This window comes from Hydrocarboniphaga sp. FW305-C-57 (assembly GCF_058783045.1).
Genome location: NZ_JBYSYG010000009.1, coordinates 85,600 through 105,221, shown reverse-complemented (window position 1 = coordinate 105,221; position 19,622 = coordinate 85,600). Strand labels below are relative to the sequence as shown.

At 68.0% G+C, this 19,622-nt stretch carries 16 protein-coding genes; 4 read left to right on the top strand and 12 right to left on the bottom strand.

Annotation, left to right across the window (positions count from 1 at the left end; genetic code table 11):
• Positions 1–36: 36 nt before the first annotated feature.
• The 6 genes from AC3WUM_RS17845 to AC3WUM_RS17820 form a co-directional block, all read right to left on the bottom strand.
• Positions 37–462, bottom strand: a complete 426-nt coding sequence (locus AC3WUM_RS17845; protein WP_492411871.1) for a hypothetical protein — start codon at positions 460–462, stop codon at positions 37–39.
• Positions 459–1,820 carry a PepSY-associated TM helix domain-containing protein gene (locus AC3WUM_RS17840; RefSeq protein WP_492411870.1) on the bottom strand — a complete coding sequence of 454 codons (1,362 nt, stop codon included), beginning with the start codon at positions 1,818–1,820 and terminating at the stop codon, positions 459–461. The genes AC3WUM_RS17845 and AC3WUM_RS17840 overlap by 4 nt, the downstream gene beginning before the upstream one ends.
• Positions 1,821–1,830: 10 nt before the next feature.
• Positions 1,831–4,131 carry a TonB-dependent receptor family protein gene (locus tag AC3WUM_RS17835; RefSeq protein ID WP_492411868.1) on the bottom strand — a complete coding sequence of 767 codons (2,301 nt, stop codon included), beginning with the start codon at positions 4,129–4,131 and terminating at the stop codon, positions 1,831–1,833.
• Positions 4,132–4,214: 83 nt separating this feature from the next.
• Positions 4,215–4,658 (bottom strand): DUF2946 family protein, encoded by a 444-nt coding sequence (locus tag AC3WUM_RS17830; RefSeq protein WP_492411866.1) that lies wholly within the window; start codon positions 4,656–4,658, stop codon positions 4,215–4,217.
• Positions 4,659–4,753: 95 nt separating this feature from the next.
• Positions 4,754–5,440 (bottom strand): N-acetylmuramate alpha-1-phosphate uridylyltransferase MurU, encoded by a 687-nt coding sequence (gene murU, locus AC3WUM_RS17825; RefSeq protein ID WP_492412018.1) that lies wholly within the window; start codon positions 5,438–5,440, stop codon positions 4,754–4,756.
• Between the two features lie 32 nt (positions 5,441–5,472).
• Positions 5,473–6,438: an aminoglycoside phosphotransferase family protein gene (locus AC3WUM_RS17820; protein ID WP_492412016.1), complete on the bottom strand. Its 966-nt coding sequence runs from the start codon at positions 6,436–6,438 to the stop codon at positions 5,473–5,475.
• Between the two features lie 182 nt (positions 6,439–6,620).
• Here AC3WUM_RS17820 and AC3WUM_RS17815 point away from each other — a divergent pair, with 182 nt between their 5' ends.
• From AC3WUM_RS17815 to rsmA, 4 genes are all read left to right on the top strand, one after another.
• Positions 6,621–8,957, top strand: coding sequence for an LPS-assembly protein LptD (locus AC3WUM_RS17815; protein ID WP_492411864.1), 2,337 nt, complete (start codon positions 6,621–6,623; stop codon positions 8,955–8,957).
• A 175-nt stretch (positions 8,958–9,132) separates the two neighbouring features.
• Positions 9,133–10,443: a peptidylprolyl isomerase gene (locus tag AC3WUM_RS17810; RefSeq protein WP_492411862.1), complete on the top strand. Its 1,311-nt coding sequence runs from the start codon at positions 9,133–9,135 to the stop codon at positions 10,441–10,443.
• Positions 10,444–10,457: 14 nt separating this feature from the next.
• The gene (gene pdxA, locus AC3WUM_RS17805; RefSeq protein WP_492411860.1) at positions 10,458–11,462 is read left to right on the top strand and encodes a 4-hydroxythreonine-4-phosphate dehydrogenase PdxA; all 1,005 of its coding nucleotides are present in this window, start codon (positions 10,458–10,460) and stop codon (positions 11,460–11,462) included.
• A gap of 22 nt (positions 11,463–11,484) precedes the next feature.
• Complete coding sequence (gene rsmA, locus AC3WUM_RS17800; RefSeq protein ID WP_492411858.1) at positions 11,485–12,273, top strand: 16S rRNA (adenine(1518)-N(6)/adenine(1519)-N(6))-dimethyltransferase RsmA; 789 nt, start codon at positions 11,485–11,487, stop codon at positions 12,271–12,273.
• Positions 12,274–12,286: 13 nt separating this feature from the next.
• Here the strand turns inward: rsmA and AC3WUM_RS17795 are convergent, their stop codons facing one another.
• From AC3WUM_RS17795 to AC3WUM_RS17770, 6 genes are all read right to left on the bottom strand, one after another.
• Positions 12,287–15,361 carry a sensor domain-containing protein gene (locus AC3WUM_RS17795; protein ID WP_492411856.1) on the bottom strand — a complete coding sequence of 1,025 codons (3,075 nt, stop codon included), beginning with the start codon at positions 15,359–15,361 and terminating at the stop codon, positions 12,287–12,289.
• Between the two features lie 70 nt (positions 15,362–15,431).
• On the bottom strand, positions 15,432–15,713 hold the full coding sequence (locus AC3WUM_RS17790; protein ID WP_492411854.1) for a DUF3613 domain-containing protein: 282 nt from the start codon (positions 15,711–15,713) through the stop codon (positions 15,432–15,434).
• 86 nt (positions 15,714–15,799) lie between these two features.
• Positions 15,800–16,534 (bottom strand): hypothetical protein, encoded by a 735-nt coding sequence (locus AC3WUM_RS17785; protein WP_492411852.1) that lies wholly within the window; start codon positions 16,532–16,534, stop codon positions 15,800–15,802.
• Positions 16,531–17,481, bottom strand: coding sequence for a type II secretion system F family protein (locus tag AC3WUM_RS17780; RefSeq protein WP_492411850.1), 951 nt, complete (start codon positions 17,479–17,481; stop codon positions 16,531–16,533). The genes AC3WUM_RS17785 and AC3WUM_RS17780 overlap by 4 nt, the downstream gene beginning before the upstream one ends.
• Positions 17,481–18,398 (bottom strand): type II secretion system F family protein, encoded by a 918-nt coding sequence (locus AC3WUM_RS17775; protein WP_492411848.1) that lies wholly within the window; start codon positions 18,396–18,398, stop codon positions 17,481–17,483. Before AC3WUM_RS17775 ends, AC3WUM_RS17780 begins: the two co-directional genes overlap by 1 nt.
• A complete protein-coding gene (locus AC3WUM_RS17770) occupies positions 18,395–19,621 on the bottom strand; it encodes a TadA family conjugal transfer-associated ATPase (protein WP_492411846.1) in 1,227 nt (408 codons plus the stop codon). Before AC3WUM_RS17770 ends, AC3WUM_RS17775 begins: the two co-directional genes overlap by 4 nt.
• Between the last annotated feature and the right edge of the window lies 1 nt (position 19,622).

The window sequence follows — 19,622 nt, the reverse complement described above, 5'->3', positions numbered from 1 at the left end:
TCCGCTAGTCGATGCCGGCTCAAGGAGTTTTTTCGATCAACTTGAAACCGGAGGACCACGCGCCTCGAAGGCGAACCACTGCGACTGCGCGCGCAGCGCTTCGGCGAGCGCACGCACGAACTCATCACCACCAACCAAAGCAAATAGCGGCGGCGAAGCGGCAAGCCCGGCGGCGAGCTGCGCATGAACGCCGACGCAGAGATCGCAGAGCGCGTCGCTGCGATTCGCTTCGTTGCGGCGCTTCGCGAGCGCGGCGAGTAGTTCGCTCGGCGCATTCGCGCGAAACGAGCGCAGCGTCTCGTCGCTCGCGATGCCGCAGAACACATCGGCGACGCCGCGTCGCGGCATGAGCCGCTCGTGCAATACCGCGCCTGCGCTTTGCGCGAACCAGGCGACGCACAGCAACACCAGGGCGAATCGATCGCCCCAGGCGCTGCGTCGTCCGGCTCGCGCTTGGGTCATGCGGCGGCCTGCAGGCCGAGAAAGTGGCGCGCAGCGGGCATGCGCCGCAACACGCCGCGCTCGATCGCAAGCACGAGCAGCAGCGACAGGCCCATCAGCGGCAGCAGCAGGCCGAGCGCGATCACGAGCGCGAAGAACAGCAGGGCATAGCGCGGCTGCCCTTCCGGCACACGCGGAGGCAGCGGCGCACCGAGCGTTCCGCCGGGCCTGCGCTTCCACCACATCATCACCGCGCTCACGCACAGCAGCATGAGCCCGACCGTCGTCAGCGTGCCGAGCAGCTGGTTGATCCAGCCGAACAGCTGGCCCTCATGCGCAGCGATGCCGACGCCGACGATGCGATCGATCAAGGCGCGCTGGGCGAAGTCCTGGCGATTTACGATCGCGCCCGTGTCGCCATCGACCTGCAGCGTCACGCGCAGCGGCCGGTTCTGCGCATCCGAGCGCGCGGACCACAGTGCATCCTGCGTCGGCGGCGTGATGATCACGGGCGCCGCGAGCGACAGCGCCCGCACGCTCTCGACGACGCGCTCGTAGTCGGCCGCATTCGACGCCATCGGCTCGACGTGATGATGATGCCCTTGGTGATGCGCATGTTCGTCGGCGACGACCGGCTTGCCGCCGAGCGTCCAGTCGAGCCGCACTTCGCTGCTGCTGCCGAGCTCGCGCAGCGATTTCAGGCTGCTGCCCCAGAACTTCGCCCACGGCAGGCCGCTGAAGATCAGGAACAAGGCGAGCACCGAGATCCAGAATCCCGTCACCGCGTGCAGGTCGCGCAGCAACAGGCGGCGCGCCTGCAAGCGTGGCCACAACAGGCCGCCGAGCCGGAAACGGCCGCGTGGCCACCACAGGTAAAGGCCGCTCAGGATCATCACGATCGCCCAGCAGGCCGCGAGCTCGACGAGGTTCGAGCCGCGATCGCCGAGCCATAAAGTGCCGTGCAGCCTCGAGATGACTTTCATCGGCCGCTGCGCATCGTCGACGCGCTGCAAGACTTCGAGCGTCTGCGTATGCACGTAGACGCGCCAGCTGCGCGTGTCGTCGTCGACGAGCACGCGCGCGGCCGATCGCGGCGTCGCCGGCAGCTCGTAGCTCTTGAATCGCCCGTTCGGCACGGCCTGCACCGCGGCCTGCACCTGATCGAACACGCTCGCGCGCGTGCCGTCGATGCTCAGCTCGTCGTAGGGCGCATCGAGCCAGGCCTCGATCTGCGGCTTGAACAGGTACAGCGTGCCGGTGAACGCGAGCCAGAGCACGAACGGAATGCAGAACAGGCCGGCGTAGAAATGCCAGCGCCAGACCGTGCGGTAGTCGGGCCAGCGGCTGGCATGCGTCTGCTCTCGAGCGTGAGTCGTCATGGTGTTTTCCTCAAAACTTCAAGCGCAGGCCGGCGAAAACGCTGCGCGGAGTTCCCGCGTAGATCGAGCCCGTCGACGCGAGCAGCACATCGCGTCCGTTCTGCTCTCCAGTGCCCGCATTGAGCGTGTTCGAGACGTTCGAGGCCGAGGCGATGTAAGTCTTGTCGAGCAGGTTCTGCACGGCCGCGTAGGCGCTCAAGCGCGACCAGATGCCGTGGCCCTGCGGCGCCGCGTAATGCAGGTTCAGATTGACCAGGCTGTAGCCCGGCGCATCGAGCAGGTTCGCGTTGTCGAGCGTGGTGTCGTCGCGCCAGCTCAGCTCGAGGTAGCCGCCGAGCCCGGCCAGCGCGCCGCTGGCTTGGTCGTAGATCAGGCGAGCATTGAGCGTCTGCGGCGTCACGCCCGGAAGATCGTTGCCGTCGCGCTCGAAGGTCGCGGAGCGATCGCCTGCGCTGAGCCGCTCGGTGTAGCGCTCGTAGCGCTGGTCGTCGAGCAGATACGAGAGCGAGACGTGCGCACCCGGCAGGGCATTCGGCAGCGGGTGCCAGTCGAGCGCGGCTTCAATGCCGCGATGCTCGGAGCGCGGGGCATTGAACGTGTAGTTCTGCAGATTCGCGCCGGCGGACTGCGTCACGAGTTCGTTGCGGAAGAATTCGTGGAAGCCCGTGAGGCTCGCCTGGAGTTGACGCGCCACATTCCATTCGGCGCCGATGTCGAAACCGAGGTTGCGCTGCGCCTCGAGCTCGGTGTTGTTGCCCGCGACGCCGTCCGGCGTCACGAACAGGTTGCCGACCTGAGGCGTTCCGTAGCCCACCGCCGCGCGCGCATGCAAGGTCCATTGCTCGCTCGCAGCAAACCGCAGTCCCAGCTCGGGCGCGACGTTGACGAACTCGCGATCCGCATCGATGCGCGTGATCGTCGGCGGCGTGCTGTTGTAACCGTAGTTGCGCAGCTGCGCCTGCAGATGCGTGTATTCGACGCCGATACCGGCGACCACGGTACTGCGCGCGCTCAGCGTGAGTTCTTCGCGAACGCGGGCGCCCGCGTTCAGATGTTCGCCACCGAGTCCCTGCGTCTGCCCGCCCAGCGTCGCATGGCCTGCAAGCGTCAGGTTGAAGACGTTGTAGTTGAGCTCCTCGCGATTCGCATACACGCCGATGACGCTCTTGCTCGGCAGCCCGAACCAGGCGCCGCGATGCGTCAGATCGCTCATGAGATTGAACGACGGGTAGGTGCCGTTGAACGAGGTGTTGCCGGTCGGCTGGCGAATGTCGCGGTTGTCGAACACGAGCTGCGTGCGCAGATCGGTGCTCGCGTCGAAGGCGTGCTCCCAACGCGCGCCGACGATCGTGCGGCGGTCGTCGCGACCGATGCCGGCCTGCTCGGGACTCAGCGGCACGCGCGTGCCGTTGAAGCCGTTCGCGAACACACTCAGCGTGGCGCAGCCCTGGCCCGATTGATCGGCACAGCCGCGCTGATACGGGTTGAGCTCGTACTGGTTGCGCGAGAGCCGCAGCGACAGATCGGTATCGAGATCGTTGTGGATGAACTTGAAGGTCAGCCGATCGGCCGCGGTGGCCTGCCAGCTCGTCAGCAGGTTCAGCGTCGTCGTGCGATAGCGCGTGTGCTCGGTGGCCGGATCGTCTCCGCGCACGTGGCTCGCGAAAGCGCTGTATTCGAAGCGCTCGTCACCGCCGCCGGCCGTGAGGTACTCGTTCGAATAGCCATAGCTGCCGAGATCGATGCCGCCTTCGACGCCTTGCAGATCGCGGCCCGGGCGCGTGCGGAAGTCGATCGCACCGCCGGTCGCGTAGTTGCCGTAGCGCGCCGACGAGGGGCCGCGCATGACCTCGATGCTGCCGTATGCATGCGGATCGGTCAGGTCGGTGCGTGCCAGGCCGTCGGGCTGCGTGACCGCAAAGCCGTCCTCGAACACCTGCAGGTTGCGAACGCCGAAAGTCTGCCGCGCGTTGGAGCCGCGCACCGAGATCGACACGTCGCGCGGGCCGTTGCCCTGCACGAAAGTCACGCCCGGAACCAGCGCGAGCACTTCGCCGATGCTGGCCGAAGGCATGGTGGCGAACTGCTCGCGCGTGAGCGTGCTCGCGGTCTGCGCGATCGAAGCCTTTTCATCGTCGCGGCGCACACCGATGACCTCGATGGTTTCGGGCTCGATCGAATCGGCTGCGGCGACTTCGGTCGCCGCAGGGACTGCGGCAGTGGACACGGTGGCCGCATCGGCCAGGCACAACGTCGGCAGCGCGAGCGAGGCGCCGGCCAGCGCACGTAAGCGTGCATGCGAGAACAGCATGGGAACTCCTGATGGGGCGCCGACAAGAAGCCGGAAGCCGGACCAACGACAGTCGACGCGGGGCGCGTCGGGCGTGCGCTAGATCAGGAGTGGGAGGGAGGACCGCGTTGAGAAGGCTGCCGCGTCGATGCCGCCAGCGGCGCCGGCGCCTCGACCACGACGGCGAGGACCGGGCCGTTCGCCGCGAGTGCGAACGCCGGCGCCTGGCCGCCGAGCGCCGCGAACTGCAGCGCGGACAAGCCGGCGCACAGCGAGCAGGCCGAGGCGACCGCGCGCTGATGGGTCTGCTCGTCCGAGTCGGCCGCCGTGCCAGCCTTGGCCAACGCTCGCAGCAGTTCGGGCGGAGCGGTTTCGCGCAGCGTCTGCAGCGCCTGCGCCGAAGCCAGTCCGCAGAATGCCCGGTGCAGCGGATCGCCCGTGCCCGCGTGGCCCATCGCCGCCGCGTGCGTCGCGGGCAGCAGCAGCTGCGCGAGGATCGCGAGCAGGGCCAGCCAGCTGAAAGGGCGTGAACCGCGTAGGGCGTTCATGGGGCAGGTCGGAGAAGGCCGGCATTGTCCGGGCAAGCGCCGCGCCCGCACAAGCAACCACGGGCGCTATCGATATTCCCGGACGAGCGACTCGGTCAGGCGCCGAGTTCGCGTTCGAGTTCGGCGAGGCGCTGCGGGGTCCCGACATCGGACCAAAGGCCGTCGTAGCGCTCGGCGCTCACCGCACCGCGCCGGGCCGCGGCCCGCAGCAGCGGAGCGAGCGGGAAGCGTCCAGGCTCGCAGCCGTCGAACAGCGAATTCCGCAGCACCGACAGGCCGCTGAAAGTGGCGGTCGGCGCGGCATCGGGCGCCGGCTCGACGACGCGCCCGTCCACCAGCGCGAAATCGCCCTGCGGCCGATGCGCCGGATTCGGCACGAGCACGAGGTGGGCCTCGACGTCATCCGGCAGCGCGGCCGCGCGCTCGATCAGCGCCGCCCACGGGTAATGCGTGTAGACATCCGCATTGGCGACGATGAACGGGCCGCCGCCGAGCAGCGGCAAGGCCTTGTGCAGGCCGCCGCCGGTTTCGAGCGCCGGATCGCCCTCGTCGGAGTAGTCGATGCGCACGCCGAAACGGCTGCCGTCGCCGAGATGCTCGCGAATCTGCGCCCCGCGATAGCCGAGGTTGACGACGAACTCGCGCACCCCGGCCGCCGCGAGGGCGCGCAGCGGGTATTCGATCAGCGGCCGGCCGCGCAGCGTAACGAGCGGCTTGGGCCGGTCGTCGGTCAGCGGGCGCATGCGTTCGCCGCGGCCGGCGGCGAGGATCATCGCCTTCACGTTCGAGGTCCGGTTCGAACTCACGTCCGCGCTCACCGAGCCTGCAGGCCCAGTTCGTCGAACAGCTGCGTCAGCGGCGCGAGTTCGGCGTAGCGGCTCGCGGTCTCGCGCACGTAGCGGATGAAGCGCGGCGTGTCGGCCAGATAGTGCGGCTTGCCGTCGCGGTAGTTGATGCGCGCGAAAATGCCGAGCACTTTCAAGTGCCGCTGCACGCCCATCCATTCGAACTCACGCAAAAAGCGGCCGAAATCCTCCGCCACCGGCAGGCCCTCCGCCCTCGCCCGCTCCCAGTAGATCCGCGCCCAGGCCTCGACGCGCGCGGCCGGCCAGGACAGGAAGGCGTCCTTGAACAGGCAGACCGCGTCGTAGCTGATCGGCCCAAAGACCGCGTCCTGAAAGTCGAGCACGCCCGGATTGGGCTCGGAGATCATCAGGTTGCGCGGCATGTAGTCGCGGTGCACGAACACGCGTGCCTGCGCCAGCGCGGAATCGACGAGCAGGGTCTGCACCCGATCCCACAGTGCGGCCTGCGCGGGCGTGAACTCGCGCTGCAGATGGCGGGCGACGTACCAGTCCGGGAACAGTGACAGCTCGCGGCGCAGCAGGGCCTCGTCGTACGGCGGCAGCAGGCCTTCGGTCGAGGACCGCTGCCAGCGCACGAGCGCCTCAATCGCCGCATCGAACAACGCATCGGCATTGTGCTCGTCGATGACGTGCAGATAGGTCTGCCGGCCGAGATCGCTGAGCAGCAGGTAACCGCGCCGCAGATCCTGCGCGAGGATGCGCGGGCCGTTGAGGCCGGCCTGCTCGATCAGCCCGGCGACGTGGATGAACGGGCCGCAGTCCTCGCGCTCGGGCGGCGCATCCATGACCACCCAGCTGCGCCCCTCGCTGACGATGCGGAAGTAGCGCCGGAAGCTCGCGTCGGCCGAGGCCGGAGCGAACTCCGCGTGATCGAGCCCAAGGGCCTCGAGGGCGAAACGGCGGGCCTCGTCCATGCGCGGATCGAGTGGAGCGTCGGGCTGGGTCGAAGTCATGAAGGAACGCGGCGGCCAAGGGTGACGGCGGAGAAGCGAAATCATATCGGCATCGCCGCCACGCACCACAAGCAACACCAAGGGCGCGACGGCGCGCAAGAGATTGCGGAGCCGGCGACCGAACCCGGATACTGAGCGCTCGCATGCGACCCAATCGTCCTCTTCTGCTGGCAGCGCTCTGCCTACCGGCCTACCTGCTCACAGGCCCGCTGGCGCGCGCCGAAAACGGCGTCTGCGCCCAGCCCGATTATTCGGTGGGCCTGCGCGTCGACGGCGGCGGCGAAGGCCTGGGGCTCGACCAGAAGATCACCGTCGAGGCCGATTCGGCCCAGCTCACGCGCGACGGCATCTCGCAGCTCACCGGCAGCGTGCACCTGCGCCAGGGCGACAAGGAATTCAACGCCGAGAACGTCGATTACGAGGACAGCACGCAGCGCATCACCGTCAACACCGAATCGGTGTTCACCAATCCGCAGCTGATCATCCGCAGCCAGCAGGCCGAATACAGCCTGGCCGACGACAGCGGCTCGTTCAGCGACAGCGACTACGTGCTGCCGACGCGCAAGGCGCGCGGCAGATCCAGCCGCATCGTCGTCGACGCCGACGGCAAGGCCCGGCTCTATTCGTCGGCCTACACGACCTGCGCCCCGGATTCCGATGCCTGGTACATCGAGGCCAGCGAAATCCGGCTCGACCAGGAGGAAGGCCTCGGCACCGCCCGCCACGCCCGCCTGCGCTTCGGCGGCGTGCCGATCCTGTATTCGCCGTGGGTGCAGTTCCCGATCGACGACCGCCGCCGCACCGGCCTGCTCTATCCGACCATCGGCAACTCGGATCGCACCGGCTTCGACATGCGCTGGCCGGTGTACCTGAACCTTGGGCCGAACTACGACGCCACCGTCACGCCACGCTACATGTCCAGGCGCGGCCTGCAGATCGGCACCACCGGCCGCTACCTGCTCAGGCACAGCGAGGGCGTGGTGTCCTACGACTACCTGCCCGATGACCGCGTCTACCACGACGAGAACAACGGGGTCGGCGGCAGCGACCGCAGCCTGCTGCGCTTCGACCACGTGGGCCTGCTGAGCTCGCGCCTGGGGCTCGAGGCGACCTATTCGGAGGCCAGCGACACGCGCTACTTCGAAGACCTCGGCGGCACCTTCGCGAGCGCCTCGACGATCTACCTGGAGCGCAGCGCCCGGCTGACCTACCAGGCGCCCGATTCGTACCGCATCCAGGCGCTCGTGCAGGGCTACCAGACCATCGAGAACCGCTTCGTCGCGGTCGACGATCCGTACAAGCGGCTGCCGCAGGTGAAGTTCGACGCGCTCACGCGCAACGCCTTCCTCGATACGCGCGCCGGCCTCAACGCCGAGTACGTGAATTTCGTGCGCGAGGATTCGGTGCAGGGCCAGCGCATCAACCTGCAGCCCTACCTGCGCTATCTGCACGACGAGAACGCCTGGTACCTCACCTCGCAGCTCGACTGGGACTACACCCAGTACCTGCTCACCGACACCGCCGCCGACCAGAAGGACGATCCGTCGCGCTCGCTGCCGGTGGCCTCCGCCGAGGCCGGGCTGCGCTTCGAGCGCATGGCCAGCGGCGGCGACGCGATCCAGACCCTGGAGCCGCGCGCCTTCGGGCTCTACGTACCGTACAAGAACCAGGACGAGCTGCCGGTGTTCGATACCGGCGAGCCGGACTTCGACTTCGTGCAGCTGTTCGCCCGCAACCGCTTCTACGGCGAAGACCGCGTCGCCGACGCGGCCAACGTCGCCGGGGCCCTGACCACGCGCTGGATCGACGCGGCGAGCGGTGAAACGCGGTGGACCGCGAGCATCGGCCAGCTCTACCGCATCGAAAGCCCGCGCGTGGAGCTGGTGACGCAGAACCCCGACGGCTCGCAGGGCCTGAACTTCCCGGCGCCCGAGCGCGGCGCGACCAACTTCATCGGCGAAGTGACCTACAACTTCCTGACCCGCTGGAGCGCCGCCGCGGTTTCGCAGTGGTCGCCCGAGGATTCGGAGTTCCAGCGCGCCAACCTGGGCCTGCGCTACCGCGACCTTGAGCGCGGCAAGCGCCTGGACCTGGCCTACCGCTACCGCCGCGACCTGCTCGAGCAGGCCGACGTCATCGTCGCCTGGCCCGTCAGCAGCAGCTGGCGCGTGGCCGGCCGCACGCGCTACTCGATCCGCGACGAAAAGACGCTCGAGAACTTCGTCGGCCTGACCTACGAAACCTGCTGCTGGGCGCTCAGCGGCGCCTGGCGGCGCTACATCGCCACGCGCGATGGCAACCTCGACAGCGGCATCTACTTCCAGCTCGAACTCAAGGGTCTCACGCGCATCGGCACCGGCTACAGCGCCCTGTTCCCGAAGGACGACGGCGACGACGACGAGAGCGCCGGCGGCATCAGCAACAGCAGCCGGCTGAGTTCGGGCAACCGGCTCACCAGCGGCTCGCCGACCACTCCATAGGCGGACGGCCAGGTGAGCGCGGCCGCGGGCACTGCGGAATTTTTGCCCGTGGCCGCAGTCTGAGGCTGGCGCCGGACCACCATGCTAATCTTCCGCGCCCCCGTGCCCCTTGACTCGGCCGCTTTCGATCCGATCCACCGGGGTTCATCTTTCTCCCACCCGTACGCTCCCGCCGATGGCCTTGCCGAAGACCTTAGCCGCCTCGCTGCTCACTCTTTCAGCGCTGCTGACCCAGCCGGCCCGGGCCGAGGTTCTCGACCGCATCGTCGCCGTGGTCAACGACGGCGTGGTGCTGCAGAGCGAGCTCGACACCGCCATGGAGTCGACCAAGGCGCAGATCAAGTCGCGTGGCGTGCAGCTGCCGCCGGACGACGTGCTGCGCCCGCAGGTGCTCGAACGCGTGATCGTCACCCGCCTGCAGACGCAGCGCGCGACGCAGGCCGGCATCCGCATCGATGACCGCGAGCTCAACGACATCCTCAACAACATCGCGCGCCAGAACAACATGACGCTGGCTCAGCTCGCCGAATCGGTGAAGGCCGACGGCATCGACTTCCTGACCCTGCGCGAGCAGGTTCGCGAGGAAGTGCTGGTGGCCCGGCTGCGCCAGCGCGAAGTCGATGGCCGCGTGGTGGTGACCGACCAGGACATCGACCTCTACCTCGCCAACCAGGGCGCCAACGCCAACACCGAATACCACCTGGGCCACATCCTCGTGAGCATTCCGGACGGCGCCAGCAGCGACGAGCGCGACAAGCGCCGCGCCAAGGCCAACGACCTGCTCAAGCGGCTGCGCGCCGGCGAAGACTTCGCCCAGCTTGCGATCAGCTCCTCCGACGGCCAGCAGGCCCTGCAGGGCGGCGACCTCGACTGGCGCAAGGCGGCCGACCTGCCGTCGCTGTTCTCGACCGCGGCGGCGCGGCTCAAGGACGGCGAAGTCAGCGACGTGATCGAAACCGGCACCGGCTTCCACATCATCAAGCTGCTCGGCACGCGTGGCGGCGAAGAGCGCCTGACCACGGTCGAAACCCATGCGCAGCACATCCTGCTGATGGCCAACGCCTTGCGCACCGAAGACCAGGCGCGCGTGCAGATCCAGGAGCTGTCCGATCGCCTCAAGAAGGGCGAGGACTTCGCCAAGCTCGCCAAGCAGTTCTCCGACGATCCGGGTTCGAAGAATTCGGGCGGCGATCTCGACTGGCAGCCGCCCGGCGTGTTCGCGCCGGACTTCCAGAAGGCGCTCGACGCGCTGCAGCCCGGCGAAGTCAGCGCCCCGTTCCACACCCAGTTCGGCTGGCACATCGCCAAGGTGCTCGACCGCCGCACGCGCGACACCACCGAGGAAGCCAAGCGCGCCAAGGTTCGCCAGGCCATCGCGCAGCGCAAGTCCGCCGAAGAGTACGAAACCTGGGTTCGCCGCCTGCGTGACGAGGCCTACATCGACTATCGCCTGGCCGGAACCGGCGGGGCCGACAAGTCGTCCTGACGGACGCGACGCGGTTGGCCGCCCTGCGTCTGCTCCTGACACCGGGAGAACCGGCCGGCATCGGGCCCGACCTCGTCGTCGAGCTGGCCCAGCTGGCCCACGCGGCCGAACTCGTCGCGGTCGCCGACGGCGGCCTGCTGCAGCGGCGGGCGCGCGTGCTCGGGCTCAAGCTCGATCTCGTCGCGATCGATCCGGCCGCCAGGCCGGCGCCGCTGCCGGCCGGCAGCCTCGGCATCATCGAGGTTCCGCTGCGCCGGCCCGAGCGTCTCGGCGTGCTCGACGTGGCCAACGCGCCCTACGTGCTCGAGACGCTGGAACGCGCGACCGACCTCTGCCTCGCCGGCCAGGCCCAGGCCATCGTCACCGCGCCGGTGCAGAAGAGCGTCATCAACGATGCCGGCATTCCGTTTTCGGGCCACACCGAATTCCTAGCCGAACGCGCCGGATCGAAGCTGCCGGTGATGATGCTGACCGCCGGCCAGCTGCGCGTCGCGCTCGCCACCACGCACCTGCCGCTGCGCGCGGTACCCGACGCGATCACACCCGCGCTGCTGCGCCAGGTGATCCGCATCATCGATCACGACCTGCGCGAGCACTTCGGCATCGATCGCCCTCGCCTGCTGGTCTGCGGGCTCAACCCGCACGCGGGCGAATCCGGGCATCTCGGGCGCGAGGAGATCGAGGTCATCATCCCGGTCCTGCAGGCCCTGCGCGCCGAAGGCCTGCGCATCGAAGGCCCGCTGCCGGCCGATACCGTCTTCACGCCGCGCGTGCTCGAACGCGGCGACGCCGTGCTCGCGCTCTATCACGACCAGGGACTCACCGCGCTCAAGTACGCCGGCTTCGGCCAGGCCGTGAACGTCACGCTGGGACTGCCGATCGTGCGCACCTCGGTCGACCACGGCACCGCGCTCGACCTCGCCGGCAGCGGGCGCGCCGAGAGCGGCTCGCTGCACGCCGCGCTGGAGCTCGCGATGGAACTCGCCCTCGACAAGTCACAACGAAACAGCCGCACATGAAATTTCCGGCAGCACCCGCAGCATGAGCGCACCCGTCGCCAAGAAACGCTTTGGCCAGCACTTCCTGCACGATCCCTACGTCATCGACCGCATCCTGCGCTCGGTGAATCCGCAGGCCGGCGAGGCGATCATCGAGATCGGCCCGGGCCCGGGCGCGCTGACCGCTCCGCTGCTCAAGCGCGTCGACAAGCTCACCGTCGTCGAACTCGATCGCGACGTGATTCCGCACCTGCGCGCAGCCTGCGGCCACTCGGACGCGCTCGAGATCGTCATGGCCGATGCGCTCAAGATCGACTACGCGGCGCTCGCTCCGAGCGGCGCGCCGCTGCGGCTGGTCGGCAACCTGCCGTACAACATCTCGACGCCGCTGCTGTTCCACCTGCTGAGCTTCGCCGAACGCGTGCAGGACATGCATTTCATGCTGCAGAAGGAAGTGGTCGATCGCATGTGCGCGGGCCCCGACGACGACGCCTACGGCCGTCTGAGCGTCGCGCTCGCCGCGCGTGCGGAAGTGGTGCATCTGTTCGATGTCGGGCCCGGTGCGTTCAAGCCGCCGCCCAAAGTCGAGTCGGCCGTCGTGCGGATGGTTCCGCGCAAGCCCGACTTCGAGGTTCGCGAGTGGGCGATGTTCGATCGCGTCGTCACCGCCGCGTTCCTGCAGCGCCGCAAAACACTCTCGAACAGCCTGCGCCCGTTCTTCAGTGCCGACGAAATCCGCGCCGCCGGCATCGATCCGCAATGGCGGGCCGAGCGCCTGTCGGCCGCGCAGTTCGCGACGCTGGCGAACCGGGTGTCGGAACGCATCGCCTAGCGCCAGCGACAGGCTATCGAGGCGGCGGCGCGACTTCGAACGCGAGTTCAGCGGCCCCGATCGACAATCCCGCCACGAGATCGCGGCGCTGCCCGAGCCGCTCGATGAAGGCGCCCCGCTCTTCTTTGGCGATCTCGAGAAAGGCCAGGCTCGATTCCTGCTCGCGCGCGAGGGCCGCCATCTCGATCAGGGACTCGGGCGTCTGCTCGCGGCTGCGATCGACCACGAGCATGGCGAGCGGCGGCAAGCCGCCGCGGCGAATCCCATCGACGATCGCCGGCGCGGTGTCGTGGAGCGCCAGGCGCACGCCTTCGGAACAGAGCCGGTAGAGATTGTCCTGGGCCGAATTGCGCGCTTCGCGCAAGCCCGCCGCATCGCTCGCGATCGTGAGCTTCTGCGCGGGCAGCCCGAAGGCGCGTAGCAGGTCGATCACGCGGCTACCGAATTCCGGATGCTGCCAATGCCATCCGGCGATCGGCACGATCATGTCGACGCCGCGATCGGCCATCGCGCTCGCCGCGAACACGGCCGCGCGCAGGCGCCAGAGTTCGATGTCGCCGACCAGGCCGGCGCGCCCGGCGCTGACGATCGCTTCGGCCGGCTCGATGCGACCGTGCTCCGGGTGGCTCCAGTAGAAGCCGGCGAGCAGCGCGCTGGTATCGTGGGGCGGCTCGAGGCGCTGCAGCGGCGTCAGCAGGAGCCGGAACTGCCCGAGCGTGAGCCCGGCCTGCACATCGCGTTCGAGATCGAGACGGCGACGGCGCTCGGGCGAAACCTCGATGCGGTTGAGCGTGCAGCGCCCGCGCCCGGACTGCTTGGATCGATACATCGCCTGATCCGCGTGGCGCAGCAGGGTTTCGGCATCGCCTTCGTCGACCGGGCACAGCGCCACGCCGATGCTCAGGCGCACGTCGAGTTGCCGGCCTTCGATCGACATCGGCTCATTGAAGCGCTCGAGAATCTTGCGGGCGAGCGAGAGCGCATCGTCTTCTAGCCGCAGGCCCGGGGCGACGATCACGAACTCGTCGCCGCCGAGTCGCGCGACCGTGTCGCTCGCACGCAGCACGCGACGCAGGCGCTCGGCGATCTGGCGCAGCACTTCGTCGCCGGCCTGATGGCCGTGCTGATCGTTGATCGACTTGAAGTGATCGACGTCGAGATACAGCACGCCGATCTGCCGGTTGCTGCGCCTGGACGCGAGAATCGCCTGGCCGAGCCGGTCGAGCAGCGTGACGCGGTTCGGCAGGCCGGTGAGCGCATCGTGATGCGCCATGTGATGCAGGCGCTGCTCGACCTGCTCGCGTTCGGTGATGTCGACCGCGATCGCCATGAACACCGGCGGCTCCTCCTCGCGCGAGTAGTTGAGCCGCACCTCGACCGGATAGCGGCTGCCGTCCGCGCGCCGATGCAGGCAGCGGTAGGTCACGTGCTCGACCGCGCCTTCGCGCAGCCGGTCGAGATAGCCGTGCAGCGCCGTCGCGTCGAGCTGCTCGCTGATCACGAGCGGCGTCATGTGCGTCATTTCGCTCGGGTGATAGCCCAGGTTGCGCCGCGCCCCGCTGTTCACCTCGACGAAGCGCAGCGTCTGCGCGTCGAAGATGTAGACCTCGTCGGAAGCCGCGTCGAGCAGGCGGCCGAGACGCTGCGACAGATTGTCCGAGCGCAGCCGCTCGGTGATGTCGCGCACGATCACGAGCAGGCCCTGCGCATGTTCGATCGTGAGGTTTTGCACCACCAGCTCGGCCGGAAACGTCGTCGCGTCCTTGCGCCAGCCGACCACTTTCGGCAGCCCGACCGCGCGTTCGGAGCCGATGTAGTCGGTCAAGCGCACAGACGGTGAATTCAGGAACGGCACCGGCATGAGCTTGGCGACGCTGGCGCCTTCGATGTCCTCCCAGACGTAGCCGAACATGCGCAGCGCGCGTGCGTTGGCGAAGCGGATGACGCCGACCGGATCGGTGGTCAGCACGCCTTCGCTCAGGTGATCGAGCACGCCCTGCGTGAGCCGCGCCTGGCGTCGCCATTGATCGATGCGTTTCTCGCGTTCGCTGATCTCCGAAAAGATCATCATCGCCCCATCGGGCTGACCCGACGGCCGCTTGAGCGGCAGGGCCATCACTTCGATCGGGCTTTGCGTGCCGTCGCGTGCGCGCAGGCGCAGCTCGGTCGGCGGATACGGGCGCTCGTCGCGCATGCAGACCTCGGCCGGCGTGAGCATCGGCGAATAGCGCGCGTCGAGCGGATGAAAAACCGAATAGACGAGCCGGCCCTGCACGTCGGCCGAAGTCCAGCCGGTCAGCTGCCTCGCGGTGTCGTTGAGATAGCGAATGCAGGCTTCGTTGTCGACGACGATCAGTGCGCTGCCGAGCGCGTCGAGCTGCGCGCCGAGGCGCTCGGGCATCTGCTCGTGCAGCTTGTCGTCGAGATCGACATAGCTCGGGGCGGCCGGCGCCTTGAGCTCGGGCGCGAGGCGCTCGGCCCATTGCGCCGGATTGATCAGCATGCGCCGCCACGTGAAGATCGAGGCGATGCCGGTGATCGAGGCGAACAGGAACGCGATCACGCCCGACCAGGCCAGATGCAGCACCGCGCGATCGCTGACCTGTCCGGCGACGCCCGGCGCGATCACGTACAGGGCTTCGGCGAACGGCGTGAGCGGATCGCCGGCGGACATCGGCTCGCCGAGCGGATTGCGCAGTTGCTGGCGCAGAAAACGGCCGGTCCAGCGATAGGCCCATAGCCGCAGCGACCGCGTCATCGCCAGCGGAGCACCGGGCAGCTGCCAGCGCTCGTAGCGGCCGGCATACGCGAGCACTTCACCGCGTGGTCCGGTGATGGCGATGTAGACGAGCCCGAGAGCGTCGGATTCGATCAGCGCATCGAGCTGCGCCTGCAACTCGTCGTGGCGACCCGCCGCGATCGCGGACGACAGCTTTTGCTGAAAGATGGGCTCGACCGCGGCGCGCTTCTGGGCGACCGCGAGGCCTTCGGCCATGCTGAGCTGCCAGAGGCCGAACACCGCCATGCAGGCGGCCGCCGCGCTGATCGCAAGCGAGGCCAGCCACCAGGGAGCGATACGTCTGGGCATATCGCGAAGTATCTCTCAAAGCCGCGGCGCACTGGCAGCGCCGCGGCCATCACCGCACTACGCCTGCGGATTACTGCCCGCCCGCACCGCTACCGCCGCTGTTCGAGAACTTCTCGCGCTCGAAGCTCTCGGGAATCGGGTGCGAGAAGCTTTTCACGTAGCGCGAATAAACCTGGTCGGCGACTTCGCCGGGCATCGGGCGTGCGGTGCCGAGCGCGGCGTTGTTGCTGACCTGCAGGTCGACCAGGGCCCGCGTGTCGCTGCCGAACGCGGGCTCGCTGGCGTCTTGCGCGTACGCGACGCCCGGGGCGACCAAGGCCAGAGCCAGGATTCCGATCAAGTTCTTGTGCATCGTGCTTCTCCAGCTCGGCTGTCAGTTCGTACCACGAATTCGTCTCGACATCGGTGTCGACGCTTGTACCGCGATCCGCGCCCGGCTCACGAAGCCTTCTTCGCAGCGGCAGCCTGCGGCGGCTGAACGGCGGGCCTCGGCGCCGCGGCGGCGGCCATGCTGCTCGCGCGCTTGCGCAGATCGGCCAGTGTCGCCGCATCGATACGCGATTCGCGCACGATGCGCTGCACCGAAGCCTCGTCGCGCATGAGCATCATCAGAATGAGCAGATTGTTGCGGCTCTTGCCGTTGCCCGGTTCGAGCTCGACCGCGGTCGCGAGCTGCGGCAGGGCATCCGGATAGCGGCGCGCGAGCATCAGCGCGTAGCCCAGATCGTTGCGCATCTCCACGTTGGTCGGCATCAGCCGCACCGCGCGCTGCAGGTAGTCGAGCGAGACGGTGGGATTGCTGCGCGCCGCGATCAGGCCGAGGCCGTGGTACGCCTGCGCGGAATAGCTCGTGTTGAGCAGCGCCGTGTAGAGCTGCTGGGCCTGCGGATACTGGCCGAGCTTGCGCCGCGTGTCGGCCTCGAGCAGGCGCAGCTGAGTGTCGTTGCCCTTGCGCTGCAGGGTTTCGATGTGCGCGAGCGCGGCGTAGTTCTGGTCCTGATCGAGCATGCGCTGGATCAGGTCGAGATGAACCTGGCGATCGCGCGTCGGATCGGGAGTGGGCAGGTCTTCGCCGCTGTCGATGCGGCGCTCGACCTGGCGCGTACCGCCCGAGGCGCAGGCGCCCAGCACCGTCGCGAGCGCGACGCAGCACAGCACCAGCGCCGGTCTCATTTGGCCGCGGCCCCGCCGAGCGCGCCGATCAGCGAGATATAGGCCGGCCCGGCGACGAAGATCAGCAGCGCCGGGAAGAAGAACAGCACCATGACCACGGTCATCTTGCCGGAGATCAGGTTGACCTTTTCGCGCAGCTCCATTTCGCGGCGATCTTCGATCACCTGCAAGGTATCGAGCAGCGGTTCCTTGACCTCGCCGCCATAGCGCTCGACCTGGCGCAGCAAGGCGAGAACGGTGGTCAGGTCCGGAACGTCGAGCGCCTCGGCGGTGCGCGTGAGCACGTCGGAGATTTCGGCGCCCGCCTCGACCTGGCGCAGCACGAGTTCGATTTCCTTGCCGAGTTCGCTGAGCACGCCGCGTCCCTCGCGCACCATGCTCGCGAAGGCCTGGCGCGTCGACAGGCTCGATTCGAACAGCAGCACGAGCACGTGGATGAACAGCGGCACCTCGGCGTTCATGCGCTTCTGCCGCGCTTCGGCGACGCGCGTGCGCACGATCGAGGGCAGCAGCAGGCCGATGATCAGTGCCATCGCGCCGATCAGCACGAGCATCAGCGTGGTCTTGAGCTTGATCGGCAGCAGCGGAATCAGCAGGAAGAAGCCCCCGACGAACAGCAGCGGCGACAGGAACCACAGCGTGTAGAAGATCAGCCGGCTGCTCGAACTGCGCCAGCCCGCGCGGATCATCAGCTTGTCGCTCGATACGCCTTCGGTGTCGAGCGCGCGTTCGATCGCCTTGCCCTGCTGGGCGATGCCCTGCAGCAAGGGGTTGGGGTTGGTGTTGCTGTCGCCGAAATCGTTCGGTGTTTCGCCACCCGGTTGCAGGCGGCGCTGCAGGTGGCGGCTCTGGCTCGCGGCCAGCGCCCACCAGATCAGCGCAATGATGCACAGGCCGCCCATCATGATGGCCGCAGCGACCACCGCCGCGAAGATCGCCGGGCTCATCAGCCGTTCTCCTGCGTGGACTTCATCATTCGCCAGATCACCAGCACGCCGGCCACCTGCAGCGCGGCTGCGAAGATCAAGGTGTAGGTGCCGCTGGTGGTCGCGAGCATGTCGGCGTAGAAGCCACGGTTGCGCCAGAACAGGAATACCGACAGGCCCATCGGAATCGCCGCGAGCACCAGCGCCGAGAAGCGCGTTTCGGCGGTCAGCGCACGCAGCTCGCGCGCCGCGGCCTCACGCATGCGGATGGCCTGGATCAGGCTGCGGAACACGTTGCGCAAGGTGCCGCCGTAGCGGCGGTTGATGTTGGCGGCGAGCGCGATCACGCGCAGATCCTTGATCTGGTGAATGTCGGCGGCCTCGGCCAGCACGACGTCGACCGGCGCACCGAGACGCACCTGCCGGCTCACCGACAGGAACACCGAGCGCGAAGGCTCGGCCGCTTCCTTGGCGGCGGAGCCCAGCGCCTCTTCGAGCGTATTGCCCGCCGCGAGCACGCGAATCACCGCTTCGAGATAAGCCGGCAGCTGCGAGACGATCTGGGTTCGGCGGCGAGCCGCGAGCGTGCTGAGCACCAGGCTCACGATCATCGTGACGCCGAAGATGATCAGCAATCCGCCGATCCAGTCCGCGGCGAGTATCGCCAGCGGCATCAGCGCGATCGCGATGATCATCATGAGCACGACCGACGACGGCCTGACGTCGAAACCCGAGCGCCACAGCAAGTGGCAGCCCCAGCGCACGATCGCATTGTCGATTTTCTTGCGCTCGGCCTGCGCGGCGACCGCGATCGCCTCGTCGCCAGCGCGCAGACGCATCTGCACGTCCTCGGCGCGTTCCTGGCGGTTCGCGTAGAAAAACAGGCCGATCGCGATGCCCGCCGTGCAAAGCGACAGCAGGACCAGAATCCACGTCATGCAGCGCCTCCCCGCAAATCGAGATGCCGGCCGGCCTCGACGTCGTAACGAAACAGATCGCGAAAGCTCAGCTCATCGGCATTGGCGCCGGTGAGCTCGGTGATCGACATCACGCGGCGCTCGCCGGTCGGCAGGCGGCTCACGTGAACCAGCAGCTGGATCGCCGACATCACCTGGCCCTTAAATGTGTTCTCGCTGCCCGAATAGCCGGCGAAACCGGCGAGCAGCTCGAGACGATGCAGCGCATCCTTCGGCGCGTTCGCGTGCAGCGTGGTCATCGAGCCGTCGTGACCGGTGTTCATCGCCTGCAGCATGTCGAGCACTTCGTCGCCGCGAACCTCGCCGACGATGATGCGATCGGGGCGCATGCGCAGCGCGTTGCGGACCAGATCGCGCGCGGTGACCGCACGCTGGCCCTCGAGATTCGGCGGACGCGTCTCGAGCCGCACGACGTGCTCGTGATGCAGCCGGAGTTCGGCCGCGTCTTCGACCGTGATGATGCGTTCGCTGGCCGGAATCCACTGCGAGAGCAGGTTCAGGAAGGTGGTCTTGCCCGAGCCGGTGCCGCCAATGACGATCAGGTTGGTACGGCCGTGCACGCGCTGCCTGAGATATTCGACCTGCGAGGCGGTGATGCTGCCGCGCTCGATGAGGTTCTCGGCCGACAGCGGCTGCTTGCGGAACTTGCGGATCGACAGGCAGGGGCCATCGAGCGCGATCGGCGGCACGATGGCGTTGACGCGCGAACCATCGGCCAGGCGCGCGTCGACCATCGGCGTCGACTCGTCGACGCGGCGACCGATCGGCGCAAGGATGCGCTGGATCACGCGAATGACGTGGCCGTCGTTGACGAAGCGAACCGGCGCAACCGACAGACGCCCTTCGCGTTCGACGAAGACCCGGTTCGGGCCGTTGACGACGATGTCGTTGACGGTGTCGTCGTCGACCAGCGACTGGATCGGGCCAAAGCCCATGAGTTCGTCGCGTGCGTCCTGCGCCAGCGCATCGCTCTCGCGCTGGTTCACCGGCAGGCGCTGCTGCATCACGTACAGGCGCACCTGCTCGTTGACGAAACGTTCGACGCGGATCGGCTCCCACTGATCGATATCGAGATTGCGCTCCTCGATCAGGCTGATCAGATGGCGATGCAGCGCGCTCTTGAGCTGCTGGTATTGGTCCGTGAGCCGGAACCTCGCCATCGGATCGTTCGCGGGCGCGCTCATG